The organism is Acetobacterium wieringae (assembly GCF_001766835.1).
GTDB classification, from domain to species: domain Bacteria; phylum Bacillota; class Clostridia; order Eubacteriales; family Eubacteriaceae; genus Acetobacterium; species Acetobacterium wieringae.
The window spans coordinates 1-15,878 of the sequence record NZ_LKEU01000039.1; the positions used below are offsets into that span (position 1 = coordinate 1).

At 46.0% G+C, this 15,878-nt stretch carries 14 protein-coding genes; all 14 read right to left on the reverse strand.

Going from position 1 to position 15,878, the window contains the following annotated elements; genetic code table 11:
* Window positions 1–169: 169 nt before the first annotated feature.
* Window positions 170–1,252 carry a recombinase RecA gene (gene recA, locus ACWI_RS14645; protein ID WP_070372192.1) on the reverse strand — a complete coding sequence of 361 codons (1,083 nt, stop codon included), beginning with the start codon at window positions 1,250–1,252 and terminating at the stop codon, window positions 170–172.
* A gap of 71 nt (window positions 1,253–1,323) precedes the next feature.
* Window positions 1,324–2,562 (reverse strand): competence/damage-inducible protein A, encoded by a 1,239-nt coding sequence (locus ACWI_RS14650; protein WP_070372193.1) that lies wholly within the window; start codon window positions 2,560–2,562, stop codon window positions 1,324–1,326.
* A 50-nt stretch (window positions 2,563–2,612) separates the two neighbouring features.
* Window positions 2,613–3,152, reverse strand: coding sequence for a CDP-diacylglycerol--glycerol-3-phosphate 3-phosphatidyltransferase (gene pgsA, locus ACWI_RS14655; protein WP_070372194.1), 540 nt, complete (start codon window positions 3,150–3,152; stop codon window positions 2,613–2,615).
* Window positions 3,136–4,500, reverse strand: coding sequence for a 30S ribosomal protein S12 methylthiotransferase RimO (gene rimO / locus ACWI_RS14660; RefSeq protein ID WP_070372195.1), 1,365 nt, complete (start codon window positions 4,498–4,500; stop codon window positions 3,136–3,138). Before rimO ends, pgsA begins: the two co-directional genes overlap by 17 nt.
* 6 nt (window positions 4,501–4,506) lie before the next feature.
* Window positions 4,507–6,978: an FtsK/SpoIIIE family DNA translocase gene (locus ACWI_RS14665; RefSeq protein WP_070372196.1), complete on the reverse strand. Its 2,472-nt coding sequence runs from the start codon at window positions 6,976–6,978 to the stop codon at window positions 4,507–4,509.
* Between the two features lie 142 nt (window positions 6,979–7,120).
* A complete protein-coding gene (gene dut, locus ACWI_RS14670) occupies window positions 7,121–7,573 on the reverse strand; it encodes a dUTP diphosphatase (RefSeq protein WP_070372197.1) in 453 nt (150 codons plus the stop codon).
* Window position 7,574: 1 nt separating this feature from the next.
* Window positions 7,575–9,653, reverse strand: a complete 2,079-nt coding sequence (locus ACWI_RS14675) for a polyribonucleotide nucleotidyltransferase (RefSeq protein WP_070372314.1) — start codon at window positions 9,651–9,653, stop codon at window positions 7,575–7,577.
* Window positions 9,654–9,790: 137 nt separating this feature from the next.
* A complete protein-coding gene (gene rpsO / locus ACWI_RS14680; protein WP_425341595.1) occupies window positions 9,791–10,054 on the reverse strand; it encodes a 30S ribosomal protein S15 in 264 nt (87 codons plus the stop codon).
* Window positions 10,055–10,177: 123 nt separating this feature from the next.
* The gene (locus ACWI_RS14685; protein ID WP_070372199.1) at window positions 10,178–11,086 is read right to left on the reverse strand and encodes a bifunctional riboflavin kinase/FAD synthetase; all 909 of its coding nucleotides are present in this window, start codon (window positions 11,084–11,086) and stop codon (window positions 10,178–10,180) included.
* A gap of 8 nt (window positions 11,087–11,094) precedes the next feature.
* On the reverse strand, window positions 11,095–12,027 hold the full coding sequence (truB, locus tag ACWI_RS14690; RefSeq protein ID WP_242871627.1) for a tRNA pseudouridine(55) synthase TruB: 933 nt from the start codon (window positions 12,025–12,027) through the stop codon (window positions 11,095–11,097).
* Entirely contained in the window at window positions 12,002–12,961 is a 960-nt protein-coding gene (locus ACWI_RS14695; RefSeq protein ID WP_070372200.1) for a DHH family phosphoesterase, read from the reverse strand. Before ACWI_RS14695 ends, truB begins: the two co-directional genes overlap by 26 nt.
* Window positions 12,945–13,331 carry a 30S ribosome-binding factor RbfA gene (rbfA, locus tag ACWI_RS14700; RefSeq protein WP_070372201.1) on the reverse strand — a complete coding sequence of 129 codons (387 nt, stop codon included), beginning with the start codon at window positions 13,329–13,331 and terminating at the stop codon, window positions 12,945–12,947. The genes ACWI_RS14695 and rbfA overlap by 17 nt, the downstream gene beginning before the upstream one ends.
* Before the next feature lie 38 nt (window positions 13,332–13,369).
* The gene (gene infB, locus ACWI_RS14705) at window positions 13,370–15,577 is read right to left on the reverse strand and encodes a translation initiation factor IF-2 (RefSeq protein WP_070372202.1); all 2,208 of its coding nucleotides are present in this window, start codon (window positions 15,575–15,577) and stop codon (window positions 13,370–13,372) included.
* Between the two features lie 25 nt (window positions 15,578–15,602).
* On the reverse strand, window positions 15,603–15,875 hold the full coding sequence (rnpM, locus tag ACWI_RS14710) for an RNase P modulator RnpM (RefSeq protein ID WP_070372203.1): 273 nt from the start codon (window positions 15,873–15,875) through the stop codon (window positions 15,603–15,605).
* Between the last annotated feature and the right edge of the window lie 3 nt (window positions 15,876–15,878).

Genomic DNA, 15,878 nt, shown 5'->3' on the forward strand with positions numbered 1-15,878 from the left:
ATATTTAAGGGGCTTCGCCACATTTTTTTATAATATTGTCAAGTTTTTTTATCTATACAAATAAAAAAAGCCCTACGCTTTTTCAAGCATAAGACTCTTTCGTTATTTCGTTAACTTAATGACATTGCCGCTAAACGGCTCTTTTTTTATGGTTTTATTGATGGTTTGCTTATTCAATCTCTTCATCTTCGAGCAGGTCTGCTTCAACCGCTTCGGGTTCAGCCGTCATTTTGCTGGCCGCATTTTTGGCCCGGATTTCGGCTTCGATGGCATCGGCAACATCGGGGTTGGCTATTAAAAACTCCTTGGAGTTATCCCGACCCTGTCCCAGTCGTTGCTCATTATAGGAGAACCAGGAGCCGGATTTGTCGACGATTCCAAAATCGACGCCAACATCAAGAAGATCCCCTTCTTTGGAAATACCCTTACCATACATAATGTCAAACTCAGCCTGTTTAAAGGGCGGCGCAATTTTGTTTTTGACAATCTTCGCCCGGGTCCGGTTACCAATAATTTCGGTGCCTTTTTTCAGGGATTCAATCCGGCGGACGTCAATTCGTACCGAGGCATAAAATTTAAGGGCCTTCCCGCCGGTGGTGGTTTCGGGATTACCAAACATCACCCCGATTTTATCGCGCAACTGATTGATAAAGATGGTGGTGGTGTTCGATTTTTTAATGACCCCAGTCAGCTTTCTAAGTGCCTGGGACATCAGTCGGGCCTGGAGACCCATGTGGGAATCCCCCATTTCACCATCGATTTCGGCTCGGGGCACCAGGGCTGCCACCGAGTCGATGACAATGACGTCAATGGCATTACTGCGCACCAGGGCTTCAACAATTTCCATGGCCTGTTCGCCGGTATCTGGTTGGGCTACCAGCAGATTATCAATATCGACGCCCAGAGCCTTGGCATAGGTCGGATCCAGGGCATGCTCGGCATCGACGAAGGCGGCATTACCGCCAGTTTTTTGCGCTTCAGCAATGATGTGAAGGGCAATCGTGGTCTTCCCGGAGGATTCCGGACCGTAGATTTCCACCACCCGACCCCGGGGTACGCCGCCCACACCCAATGCCATATCCAGGCCGATGGATGAAGTCGAAATGACTTCGACATTCAGTTTGGCAGCTTCATCACCGAGGCGCATGACTGAACCTTTACCAAAACTCTTTTCGATGTTTCGTAGAGCTGCATCCAGAGCCTTTTGTTTATCGGTTAATTCTTCACTATTTATTTTTGATTTTTCAGCCATTTGTAACCATCCTATCTTTATTGAAACATTCGTTTCGGAACGTTCGTTCTGATTTAATTATAACGATTCAATTACGCTTTGTCAACTATGGTTTTGCGGATCAGATGGAAGACCTTATTGGCGGTTTTCTGCTGCACGACTTTGCGGTCGCCATTAAAATGATAGCGATAGACTTCGGTCTGGTCATCAAAACAGATGCCAATATAGACCAGTCCCACTGGTTTTTCGTCACTGCCGCCGTCCGGACCGGCAATCCCGGTGACCGACACATTAAGCCGGGCTCCGGAAAGGGCTGACAGGTTCTTACACATTTCGCTGGCGGTTTCGGCACTAACGGCCCCATAGGTATCCAGGGTGGCTTTTGAAACATTCAAGAGCTTCATTTTAGCTTCATTAGAGTAGGTCACTAAACCAAAGCCAAAAATTTTGGAAATCCCCGGCTGTTCGGTCAACTGGGCGGCAATCAGGCCGCCGCTGCAGGACTCGGCGGTGGCCAGCGTGATGGAGTTGGTCATTAATAATTCGGCTACCGTTTCCTGGAGCGATGCTTTGGAAAAAGTGAAAATATGGTCTTCAAACCGGGACAGCATAATCCCTTCGTAGTGATCCAAAAGCGCATTGATTTCATTTTCATCATGGCCATTGGCGGTAATCCGCACCAGTACCTCACCCATCTTGGCATAGGTGGCAATTGTCGGGTTGACCTGGGTATCAATCAGATCCAGCAGCCGGTCTTCAGCCGCCGATTCGCCAATATCCGAGAGATTGTAGTACCGTGAAATCACCAGCTGTTGATGATCCTGCTGTAACACCGGCAACACTGCTTCTTCAAACATGCGGGTCATTTCCCGGGGTGGCCCTGGCAACATGATAATAATCCGCCCCTGCTCTCTCAGTAAAATCCCCGGGGCCGTGCCGCAGGGATTAAATAAAATCTCGGCACCTTCGGGAATAAAGGTCTGCTTGAGGTTGTTGGGGGTCATGGTAAACTCCCGGTTGGCAAAGTACGCCATTAAATCGTCTTTGGTTTTTTGATCCTGAACCAGCTTTTTGCCAAAAATTTCAGCAATCACTTCCTTGGTCAGATCATCCTGGGTGGGCCCCAGTCCGCCGGTGGTAATAATCAGGTCGCTGCGCTCAAAGGCGATTCGCACCGCTTCTTCCAAACGCTGCGGATTATCCCCCACGGTGGTATGAAAACACACCCGGATCCCCAACAGGGACAACTCCCGGGATAAAAACTGAACATTGGTGTTCAGGGTATCCCCTACTAATAGCTCCGTGCCCACCGAAATCAATTCACATTTCATTGGTCATTTCCTCTCAAAGTTTGATGATTAATACATATTGGCGTAACAAATTACATCGAACGAAACACTTTTTTATTAAGAATCAGATAGTCAATTCCTGAATACAGGGTCAGCAAGGTGGCCACAACCATCATAATGTCGGCCATCGGAATACTGAGAAGCGAAAATGGCCAGTTGTTAAAGAGTATTAGAATAATGGCAATCATCTGCGAAATGGTTTTGGCCTTGCCCCATTTGCTGGCAGCAATGATGATCCCATCGGCAGCCGCCAGCGACCGCAGACCGGTGATGGCAAATTCCCGGGCAATGATGATTATCACCATCCAGGCCGGAACCGAGCCCAGCTGGACAAAGCAGATCAGTGCCGAACAAACCAGTAACTTGTCAGCCAGCGGGTCCATAAACTTGCCGAAATCGGTGACCAGGTTACGGCTGCGGGCCAGATAGCCATCAAGGCTGTCGGTCAATGAAGCGATAATGAACAGGGCCGCCGCAATTGGCTCGTGGTAAGGAAAATCAATCAGCAGTGCAGCAATGAAAAAAGGGATCATGACCATTCTGACAACGGTAATCTTATTTGGTAAATTCATTTTCAATATCTCCTATCAAATCATATTCGAGGGCTTGAACTATCTTAACGGAATAAAATTCTCCGATTGTTAAGGGATCACTACTTTCGACAAATACGGTGCCATCAATTTCCGGGGCATCGCCATAAAAACGGCCATAATAGGCCCCATCCTCGACACCTTCAAGCAGTACCTTCAGGGTTTTGCCGATAAAACGTTGTTTCTGGTGATAAGAAAGCGCCTGCTGGGTGATCATGATTTCGTCATAACGCTGTTCTTTCTGGTCCTCGGTCAACTGATCCATAAATTCAGCGGCCGGAGTATTTTCTTCCTGTGAATACTTAAATACCCCTAAATGATCAAAAGGCAACACTTTTATTTTATTTATCAGATCCGTGTGGGCCGCAACCGTTTCTCCGGGAAAACCCGTGATAATCGAGGTTCGCAGCACCGTATCGGGCAGGGTTTGGCGTATCTTTTTTACCAGTTGGCTAATCTGCGCAAAGCTCATCTTCCGACCCATCCGTTTTAACACCTCATCATTGAGATGCTGTAGGGGAATATCAAAGTATTGACAAATCGCCGGGTAGCGTTTAACCACTGCCAGAAGCTTGTCGGTAATGCCCTCGGGGTAAAGATACATCATCCGAATCCAGGTAAAATCAAAATTGCTGGCAATTACTTCAAGCAGAGCTGGCAAGTCCAGACCTTCATCCAGATCCTGGCCATATGGGGCAATGTCCTGACCAATCAGGATGATCTCCTCGATCCCCTGGTCCCTCAGGTACTGAAGTTCAGAAAAAATTTCCTGGCTGGGGCGACTGCGGTATTTTCCACGGATCTTGGGGATGACACAATAGGTACAGCCGTGGTCGCAGCCTTCGCTGATGCGGATAAAGGTGGACACTGTTCCCGGTTTTAGATAACGCCTGGTTTGGCTGATGGCTTTGTCAATATCGCCAAAATACTGGGGCATCACAGGACTTGTGGGCGGGCTGGCCGGATCAGCCACCGGTCTTTCCAGCGACGTGATCAAATCAACAATATTGTCAAAATGGCCCACCCCTAAAAAGCCGTCAATTTCCGGGATTTCCTCGGCCAGTTCAGTATGATAGCGCTCGGCCATGCAACCGGCGACAATCAGCAGCTGGCAGGAGCCGGAATTTTTATAGCCAACATAGTCAAGAATATATTCAATTGATTGTTCCTTGGCCGATTGGATAAAACAGCAGGTATTGACAATAATAATCGCAGCTTCCTGGGGCTCATCGATTATTTCGTAGTTTTTCTCGGCAATCAAACCCAGCATCATTTCTGAATCGATGGTGTTTTTATCACAGCCCAGGGTGGTCATGTGGATGGTCTTCATTTTATGCTAATCTCTCCTATTATATTCATCTTCAGTAATCAGAATCTGCCGGGGTTTGCTGCCGTTGGGCCCGGAGATAATTCCCCGTTCTTCAAGGTCATCAATAATCCGGCCAGCCCGGGCGTAACCTACCTGCAGTTTTCGCTGCAGCATCGAGGTTGACAGCTGGTTGTATTCAAAGGCAATATTCAAGGCATCTTCCAGCAGTACATCACCTTCCCGGTTCTGCGGTTTTTCCTCCGGTTCCTGGGAAATGGCTTCTTCAATGGCGGCATCATACTGATGGCCCTTCTGGGGTTTGACAGCATCAATCACGGCATTAATCTCGGCATCCGAGACATAGGTACACTGAACCCGGGTCGGCTTGGACTGCCCCACCGGGTAATAGAGCATATCCCCCTTACCAAGTAGTTTTTCGGCCCCGCCGGTATCGAGAATCGTCCGTGAATCAGTATTAGAGGCCACAGCAAAGGCAATTCGCGAGGGAATATTGGCCTTGATCAAACCGGTGATTACATCCACTGACGGCCTTTGGGTGGCAATGATCAGGTGGATCCCACAAGCCCGGGCTAATTGGGCGATCCGGCAAATGGCATTTTCACATTCTTTGGGTGAGGTGATCATCAGATCGGCCAGTTCATCAATGACAATCACAATCCGGGGCAGTTTTTTCAGGCCAGTCGCCAGCATCTGTTCGTTGTAGCCCTCAATATCCCGAACCCCGGCATCTTTAAAGAGCATATAGCGGTCGGTCATTTCTTTCAAGCCCCAGTTGAGGGCATAGGCGGCTTTTTTGGGATCGGTCACCACTGGAATCAGCAGATGCGGAATGGCATTATACTGATTGAGTTCCACCATTTTGGGGTCAATCATAATAAACCGCAATTCCTCTGGTGACGACTTAAAGATCAGGCTGACAATAATACTATTGATACAGACACTTTTTCCCGAGCCGGTGGAACCGGCAATCAGAACATGGGGCATTTTGCCGATATCGCCAATCACATTTTCGCCGGACAGGGTTTTTCCCAGGGCAAAGGTCAGTGGACTTTTGCTGTTTTTAAAGGGCGGGGTATCAATAATTTCCCTAAGACCGACGATTTCTGATACATCATTGGGAACCTCAATGCCGACCGCCGCCTTGCCGGGAATCGGGGCCTCAATCCGGATATCCGAAGTGGCCAGACTCAGCGCCAGATCAGAGGAGAGATTGACAAATTTATTAACTTTAACTCCCGGATCAAGCTGCAGTTCAAAGCGGGTTATGCTGGGACCGACATTGACCTCGACGATTTTGGCTTTGACGCCAAAATTTTTCAGGGTTTCTTCGATGATTCGGGCTTTCTTAATGACATCATCTTTTTTGGACTTTTTTTTAGTGGCCGGTGGATTTAAAAGTTCCAACGTCGGAAAGGTGTATTCCTCAACCTCATCTTCAAAACTGACTGCGGACAAGTCTAATACCTTTGTTTCATCGTCCGTTTTCGTTTCTTTGTGATAATCTTTGTTGGCGGCTTTTTTAGTCGTTCCCAAGTCATCAAAATTGGGCGGCTTGAGGAAATTCTCGTGAATCTTCATCGGGGTTTCCGGTTCGTCGGCATCTTCTTCAATAAAGCCGAAGGGATCCTGCCGGGTTTTCTTTTTAGTCGCCGGAATCACCCCGGTGACCGGTTCAAACAGGGGTTTTTCTGTGGGCGGAAGGGGCGGATGGGTTTCATTAATCTGATAAGGTTCAAACAAGGGGGCGTTCTCATCAAAATCACCCACCATCGGAATCAGGGTGGTTTCGGAGGTCCGTTCCTTAGTCGCCTTGACCTCTTTTCTGATCTGCTGTTTTTCCTTTAGCATCGCCAGCAGGTCTTTCAGCCGGTCTTTGACCGGAGGGGCATTGTCACTTTTTTCCTTAATCTGGCTTAAATATTTTTTTAGTCGGTTGCGGAAAATAAAAATTAAGATAATGGCCGAGCTGACAACAATCAGCAGCAGGGTGCCTTTGACCGCAAACAGCTTAATAAACAGAACTGCCAGCAGAATCCCGATAATCCCACCGTATTGGCCATACTGGGCCAAACTGAACAGCTCCAGAAGACTGTAGTCCATCAGATTGGGGGCATAAATTGTAAAACCGATCATCATGTTAACAAATAATAAGAAGGTCAGTACAAAGGTGGTGGCCCAATCAGTTATTTTATTCAGACACAATACCACCCCCAGGGCGCAGAGATAGAGAGATATAAAAATCGTCAGGGCGCCAAAGCAATACGAAAAGGCCTGACTGACAAAGTTGCCCACCATCCCGGCATTAAAGTCGATGTAGGCATAAATCGAGAAAACCCCCAGAATGATTAAGAAGATTCCGATGGCCATGTTACTGATGGAAAACCGTTTGGCTGTTTTCGGGGCCGGTTTCTTTTTGGTTTTCCCTTTATTTGATTTGTTATTTGGTTTAGTTTGATTTGGTTTCTTAGTTGTTGCCATTATGCTCCTCTGTTTAAAAAAAGAAATGATAAAAGGTGCAGGGATACCTGCACCTTGAGATTGTGTTATGGAAGTATGATTGGAAAGCGGTGCAGCAATCAATGAAGGGTTCATGACCTCAGCTTACTTTTTAACAATACCATTATTTTCCTGAATGGCCAAAGCCACCATCGCCCCGCTTACTGGTGGCCAATTCGTCTACGCTTAAAACTTCCACAAAATCGGCTTTGACATATTCCGAGAAGACCATCTGGGCAATCCGTTCGCCGGGTTCCAGCTGGTAGGGCTTATCGAGTAAGTTTATCAGAATTATCTTAATTTCTCCCCGATAATCAGCATCAATGGTGCCGACGCCGTTGACCAGCGATAGGCCATGTTTAAGGGCCAAGCCACTGCGGGCCCGAATCTGAGCTTCCACCCCTATCGGCATTTCCAGAAAAATGCCGGTGGGAATCTGATAGACCTTGTGGGGCATGATGATCATTTTACCATCCAGATTGGCTCGCAAATCAACTCCGGCAGCGCCTGGGGTCTGATATTCCGGCAGTGGAAATGGTGACTGATTCAGTATTTTAATTGAATATCTATTATTCATCTTATTCCTTTGGCAAAACGGCCTTCCGGGACAGATTAATGCGGCCCTGTCCATCAATTTCCATGACTTTAACGGTGACCTCATCGCCAATTTTAACCACGTCTTCAACGGCATTGACCCGCTCGTGAGCCAGTTTGGAAATATGGACCAAACCGTCTTTGCCACCTGGTAGGGATACAAAGGCACCAAAATTCATAATTCGGACGACCTTACCGGTTAAGACCTCACCCACTTCCACTTCACGGACGATGTTTTCGATAATTTCTTTGGCTCGATTACCGGATTCGGTATCCACAGAAGCAATGAAGATCCGGCCATCATCTTCAATATCAATTTTAACGCCGGTATCATCGATGATCTTATTAATAACCTTACCGCCAGAACCGATAACGTCACGGATCTTGTCGGGTTTAATCTGGAAAATAATAATTCGAGGCGCATAGGGTGATAAATCTTTGCGGGACTCGGCAATTTCGTCATTCATAATGCCAAGGATATGCAGTCGGCCAATGCGGGCCTGTTCCAGGGCTTCGGTTAAAATCTGCTTGTTGATGCCATCGATTTTAATGTCCATCTGAATTGCGGTGATCCCCTCAGCAGTTCCCGCTACCTTAAAGTCCATATCGCCGAGGAAGTCTTCCATCCCCTGAATATCCGAAAGAATCGCCAGTTTATCGTCTTCTTTGATCAGACCCATGGCAATCCCGGCAACTGGCGCTTTTAAGGGCACTCCAGCAGCCATTAATGACAGCGAGCTGCCGCAGACACTGGCCTGGGAGGTGGAACCGTTGGAACTTAACACTTCCGATACCACCCGGATTGCGTAGGGGAATTCATCTTCGGATGGCAGCACCGGAATCAGTGCCCGTTCGGCCAGAGCACCATGTCCGATTTCACGGCGGCCGGGGCCCCGGGATGGTCGGGCTTCGCCAACACTGTAGGCCGGGAAATTATAGTGGTGAATATAGCGTTTGGAATCTTCGTTGGATAAACCATCCAGTTTCTGGACATCTCCTAAAACCCCCAGGGTGACTACAGACAAGACTTGGGTTTCACCCCGGGTAAATAATCCGGAACCATGGGGTCTTTCAAGAAAGTCAATTTTGGCGGTGATCGGACGGATCTCATCCATTTTTCGGTTGTCTGGACGAATCCGATCTTCAAGAATCATCCGACGAATTTCTTTTTTGACCAGCGAATTCAGAATCTCGTCGATATCATTGCCCTGGTTGGGATAGGTTTCTGCAAAATGTGCTCTGACCAGATTTTTAGTGGCCTCAATATTATCCAGTCGTTCCAGCTTATCGGCTGTTTTAACGGCAGTTGTCAACTGATCCCCTAAGAAAGCAACCACTTCGGCTTTGATTTCTTCGGCTGGGGTAAACAGCGTATATTCCTGTTTTTCTTTGCCCACAGCAGCGACGATTTCTTCCTGAAAGGCGACGATTTTTTTAATTTCTTCGTGAGCCAGCAAAATTGCTTCCAGCATCAGTTCTTCGGAAACCTCGTTGGCACCGGCTTCCACCATCATGATGGCGTCTTTTGTGCCGGAGACAATCAGGCTCAGTTCACTGATTTCACGCTCAGCTTCATTGGGATTGATAATGTACTTTCCATCGATATAACCAACAGCAACCGCACCGGTGGGGCCATTGAAAGGGATGTCCGAAATTGACAGTGCAATTGAAGAGCCAATCATTGCCGCAATTTCAGGCGCATTATCCTGATCCACTGACATAATCGTGGCAACTACCTGAACGTCGTTGCGAAAGCCTTTCGGGAATAAGGGGCGGATGGGTCGATCCATCAGTCGGGAGTTTAGAATTGCCCGTTCGGTGGGACGGCCTTCACGCTTAATAAAACCACCGGGGAATTTTCCCACGGAGTATTGTTTTTCTTCGTAATCACAGCTGAGTGGGAAGAAATCCATGCCTTCCCGGGGCTTTTTAGAAGCTGAAGCAACAGCCAGAACTTCGGTTTTACCATATCTGATCATCGCTGCACCTTTTGCCAATTGTGCCACTTCGCCAATTTCCACGCGGAAAGGGCGGCCAGCAATTTGAGTTTCAAAAATATTCATTCTTTTCTCGCTTTCTATATATAATACGCCAAAAATGGCAGATTTATCGTTTTTCAGAACCAGGATCACCAACCGTGTTAAGGAGATTAAGTGCTAACCTTCAGGTAAAAAAAAAGGGCGGAATACTCCGCCCCAAATTATTTTCTTAAACCTAATCTTTGGATTAGTTCACGATATCGTGTGATATCTTTGTCTTTCAGATAAGTTAATAATCGTCGTCGTTGACCTACCAGTTTCAGTAGACCGCGTCGTGAATGATGGTCTTTTTTATGGATTTGAAGGTGTCCATTAAGATCATTGATACGGGCTGTTAATAGTGCAATTTGTACCTCTGGTGAACCAGTATCACCCTCAGCTTTTTGGTAGTCTGCGACAATCTGTGCTTTTAATTCTTTTGTGATCATGTAAAATCTCCTTGTTTTTTAATTTAGCCATAAACCGAGTATTTTGTTGGAGTGTCAAAAAACTAAGTGAATGGTAGTAACTTAATGAGTATATCATAAACAGTTAGGCTTGTAAATGGATTATTTGATAAAATCCTTGCGGATCTGATCGATATCCATTCTGATTTGATTGATTAAATCATCAATGGAATCAAATTTAATTTCGTCCCGGATTTTTTTAATGAATTCGATGGTGATTTCGTGATCATAAATGTCCTCATCAAAATCATAAATATAGGTTTCGATGCTAAAGGGGTGTTTTTCAAACGTCGGGTTAAATCCCAAATTGGTTAAGCCATGAAAACATTGTCCCTGATAATGAACATGAGTATAATAAACGCCGGTATTCGGCAAAATTAATTTCTTATCGAGTTTGATATTGGCAGTCGGAATACCATACTGGTGTCCCAGTCCTTTGCCCTGAACAACCACGCCACTGAGGGCATAATTTCGGCCCAGAAAGGTTTTAACCTCATCCACCTGACCACAGCTGATCAGCTCCCGGATAAAGGTGGAACTGATGGAATGGGTATTGATGATAAAGGGGGGGAGAATTTCTACGGCAAAGCCGTATTTTTTGCCCAGCTCAACTAAGGTGGCGGTGGTTCCGGCACCCTTGTAACCAAAATTATAATTAAAACCAACCACAATGACTTTGACATTGTATTTTTTTAGCAGATAGTCGGTGATAAATTTCTCTGGGGTTAGCTTCATCAGCTTTTCGGTAAAGGGATTCAAGAAAACGAAATCAATGCCATAATCCTGAATCATGGCTTCTTTTTGGGTATTGGAGGTGATCAGCCAGGGGGTATAATTGGGAAAGATCAGCTCCAGAGGGTGTTCCTTAAAGGTCATAACCCCGGTTTTGCACCCGATTTGCCGACCAATTTCTTTCGTTTTTTGCAGTAAGGCCCGGTGTCCCAGATGAACGCCATCAAAAAAACCCAGGGCTAATACCATTTTTTCGCCGTGATACGTTTGTGCTGTCATGTTTTACCTCACAGTAGTTTTGTCGGTTTGATATAGTTGCCTTCGTCATTTATAACATATCTGCCCATACCAATTAGCTGATTCCCATCATACAGCCGCAGGGTTTCGCCGGGATAAAAATCATCCAGCGATTCACGGAGATTCCACTGAAACAGCTTATTGCCATTGAGCAGGAAACGGCGGCCCTGATCGGTGGCAGAAACCCGGCGATAACCGTCCATCGAGTATGCCAGAGGATATAAGAGCGATTCCGGGGCCTCCTGACTGATGCGTTTTTCAATCTGGCTCAAGGTTAAGGCATCGCTCAGTGTAAAGCGGCCAACCTGATGGCGGATCAGTTGCCCCATACAGCCCAGGGTCCCCAGGGCTGCGCCGATATCCCGGCACAAGGACCGGATGTAGGTGCCCTTTGAACAGGTGACCATCATTCGGGCTTTTTGAGCAGCTTCATCAAAATTCAATAAACGGATTTCTGTGATGTGAACGTCCCGTTCGGGAATTTCCACCGTTTCGCCGTTTCTGGCGTAGTGATAGAGTTTTTTGCCATTAACCCGAATGGCTGAGTAGATCGGTGGTTGCTGGGAGATATCACCAGTAAATTGTGACAAAATAGCTTCAAAAGCCCTGGCATCAATCCGTTTTTCGCTTTTGTCAACGATGGTTCCTGATAAATCACAGCTATCGGTTGCCAAACCCAGAATCACCTCGGCTTCATAGACCTTGTCGTGATCCGTGATGTACTCGACCATTTTGGTGGCTTGACCGACACAGAGTACCAGCACGCCCTGGGCCTCAGGATCAAGGGTTCCGGTATGTCCGATTTTTTTGGTTTTAAGGAGCTTCCGGGCTTTAAATACCACATCGTGGGAAGTCATCCCCGGCTCTTTGTTGACATTGAGATAGCCATTAAGGCTGTTAAGCTTCTCCATTTTGATTTGCACAAACCTCCATCAAGTCCCGTTTGAGTTCCCCGACATCGCCGCAAAAATTAAAACCGGCGGCCCGTTCATGACCTCCACCACCGTATTTTAAGGCAATTTCGTGGATATCGTAGGGATATTTGGCCCGTAAGGAAACCCGGTATTCACCGGGGTCAATTTCTTTTAACAGGGCCGTAATGGCGACGCCGATGGTATTTTGGCCCAAATTGGCTACATCATCGGTAATGTTGATGGTGCCGCCAAATTTAACGATAGTTTCGTGATCCAAAATCATCATCGCAATCGGCATACTGTCGAGAATTTCCAGGGAATGAATCGCTGCCCCGGTCATTTTCATCTGATTGATGTTCTTTTGGGTATGAAGCCGTTTGGAGAGGTGGGCATAATTGGTTTTGATGGCATATAATTCACTGGCAATTAAATGGGTGTCGACTGTCACATTGGAAAATTGAAAACTGCCGGTATCGGTGGTAATGCCGGTGAAAATGGCATCAGCCATCTCCTCATCAAACACCACATTAAGTCCCCGGAGTACCCGAAAGACGATTTCGGCTGTTGCACCGGTAATTTCGACAAAGTTCAGATCACCATAGTGGGCATTGCTTTTATGATGATCAATCACCAGTCTAATTTTTGCGGCTGGCATTTCCGCTGGTGAAAAAGCAAAACTGCTACTGGAGCAGTCAAGATAGATAATTACATCATAGTCGTCCTGTAAGACCTGGTTAAAATACTGAATTTCATCAAAGAACTCCAGCTTGTCTTCAAGGGGTAGGTCGATATAATAATCAACGGTTTTATTCAGCTGCTTCAAACCTTTTCCCAAAGCCACTGCCGAACCAATTGCATCACCATCCGGTTTTTGATGAAGCAAAATCAAAAACCGTTGATTGGTGCAAAGACAATTTAAAATCTCATCAGGAATCGTGTTCATTCTGATCCTGCATTTCTTTTTTATCGTCTTTCAAACTTTGTAAAATTGACTCGATATGCATGCCATATTCAATCGAATTGTCGATTTCAAAGCTGAGCGCCGGTACCGAATGAACAGTAATGACCTGGCCCAGGCTCGATCTTAAAAAGCTCTTGGCATTATTCAATAATTCGAGGACAACCTTCTTCTGACGATCATCACCGAAGATGCTGACATAGACAGTGGCAGTTTTTAAGTCGGGAGCTGCTTTAACCTTGGTGATACTGACATTACTGTCTTTAATTCGGGAGTCTTTCATTTTATGGATGATGATTAAGCTTAATTCCCGCTGAATTAAGCCATTTATTTTTTCATTGCGATGCGATGCCATTTTGTGTTACCTCCTTGCTGAGAAAGATAGGCTTGCGCTTATCTTTCAATCTTTTCCATGGTAAAGGCTTCAATGTTATCGCCAACCTTTAAATCGTTGTATTTTTCGATGCCAATACCACATTCGTAGCCGGTGTTAACTTCTTTGACATCATCTTTAAATCGACGTAACGAGGCAATTTTTCCTTCCAGAATGACGATTCCATCACGAATAATTCGGACGTCATCATTTCGATTGATTTTACCTTCGGTAATGTAACAACCGGCGATGGTACCAACACTGGGGATTTTAAAGACTTCCCGGACTTCGGCATTACCCATGACCTTTTCCCGGAATTCTGGGGCCAGCATCCCTTCCATGGCTTTTTTGATGTCTTCAACGGCATCATAAATAACCCGGTAGAGTCGCATATCCACTTCTTCGGTTTCAGCCAACTTGACGGCATTTTTATCCGGTCGAACATTAAACCCAATAACAATGGCGTTGGAGGTTGCGGCTAACATCACATCCGTTTCATTAATGGCGCCAACTGCTCCGTGAATAATATTGATGCGGACGGCTTCGTTATCCAGTTTTTCCAGGGATTGTTTGATCGCTTCGATGGAACCCTGAACATCCGCTTTAATAATAATATTGACATCCTGAATATTGCCGTCCTGAATCTGACTGAACAGATCGTCAAGAGAAATGTTGGAACGACGCTGACGTTCACCTTTTTGCATCTCTTTTCGTTTTTCAGCTAATTGACGGGCTTCTTTTTCATTTTCCAGAACAATAAAATCATCTCCGGCTACCGGAATATCGGACAGCCCAGAAATTTCCACCGGTGTCGATGGGCCTGCCTTTTTAAGACGTTTGCCTTTATCATCGATCATCGTTCGGATTTTACCATAGGTGGTTCCCGAAATAATTGAATCCCCTATATGCAAGGTACCCTGCTGAACCAATAAGGTGGCAACCGCTCCTTTACCCCGTTTGATCTGGGACTCGATCACACTGCCCCGGGCTTCCCGGCCAGGATCAGCGGTCAGTTCTTCCATTTCGGACATCATAATGATCATTTCCAGCAGGGATTCAATCCCTTCACCGGTTTTAGCTGAGACGTTAACAGCAATGGTTTCCCCGCCCCATTCTTCAACTACCAGATTATATTTGGTCAGCTCCTGTTTAACCCGTTCCGGGTCAGCGCCAGGTTTATCAATTTTATTGATCGCCACCAGAATTGGTACGCCAGCAGCCTTGGCATGATTAATCGCTTCTACGGTTTGAGGCATGACCCCATCATCCGCAGCAACCACCAAAACAGCGATATCGGTAATCTGTGCACCTCGGGAACGCATGGCTGTAAACGCTTCATGACCTGGGGTATCGATGACAGTAATGGCATGGTTATTGATATTAACGGTATAGGCCCCAATATGCTGGGTGATTCCACCCGCTTCGCCAGCAATAACATTCGCTTTACGGATTTTGTCAAGCAGTGATGTTTTACCATGATCGACATGTCCCATAACGGTGACAACCGGTGGTCGGGGGATTTCGTTTTCGCTTTCTTCTTCGTCATACTCTTCCAGAATTTTGGAAACGACGTCTTCAATTTTGATGGCTTCCACTTCAAAGCCCAGCTCTGCCGCAACAATCGCCGCTGTTTCAAAGTCGATTTCCTGGTTGATACTGACCATGGTTCCAGCCAGCATCAGGGTTTTTATAACCTCTGTGGCACTAATTTCGAGGACATCAGCCAACTCGCCAACGGTTAAAACCTCCGGAATTTCAAAGGTCTGGTTCAACTGTACCGATTTCTTCTTCTCGTCCTTGATGCGCTTGTAAACACTTCGAGCTGTTTTTTCTTTTTTGCTGTGATCCCGCATCTTGGGCTGTTGACCTTGATTATTAGATACCGGTCGTTTTTTATCATCGGCTTTTTTCGGGCCATTGCCACCTGTTTTGGGTTGGTTTTTTTGTGGTGGACGAGTCGGTTTTTTAGTCTCACTCGTCCCCTTAGGGGCAGCAGGATTGGCACTGGCTTTAGTCGGTTCCTTAACAGGGGCCTTTTTCGGCTCAGTTTCCTGCTCTGCTTGATACTTATTTTTATCGAATTTTTCTTCAAATTCGGAAATTTGTTGATCAGTCAGGGCGCTCATATGGTTTTTTACAGGAATATTGTACTTATTTAAAATGCTTACGAAATCTTTGCTGGGAATATCATATTTTTTAGCTAAATCGTATACTCTTAATTTTGACATAGTATTCCTCCCTTCAATATTTTATTTATTTCATTTGTTTTTTCTCTGACAGTTGCTGTCGAACGATTTCGACAACATCACTTTCTACTTTTCTTTTAAATGCCCGTTCCAAATAATTTTTATTCAGGAATTGATCAACACAGGCATCGGACTGGCAGACATAAGCACCACGTCCATTAGCTTTTCCGGTGGGATCAAAAAAAATTTCGCCAGATTTATCTGAGACAATCCTAAATAAGTCACGTTTATCAAATTTGGAATGGCATATAACACAGGTTCTCTGTGGAATTTTTTTCATTTT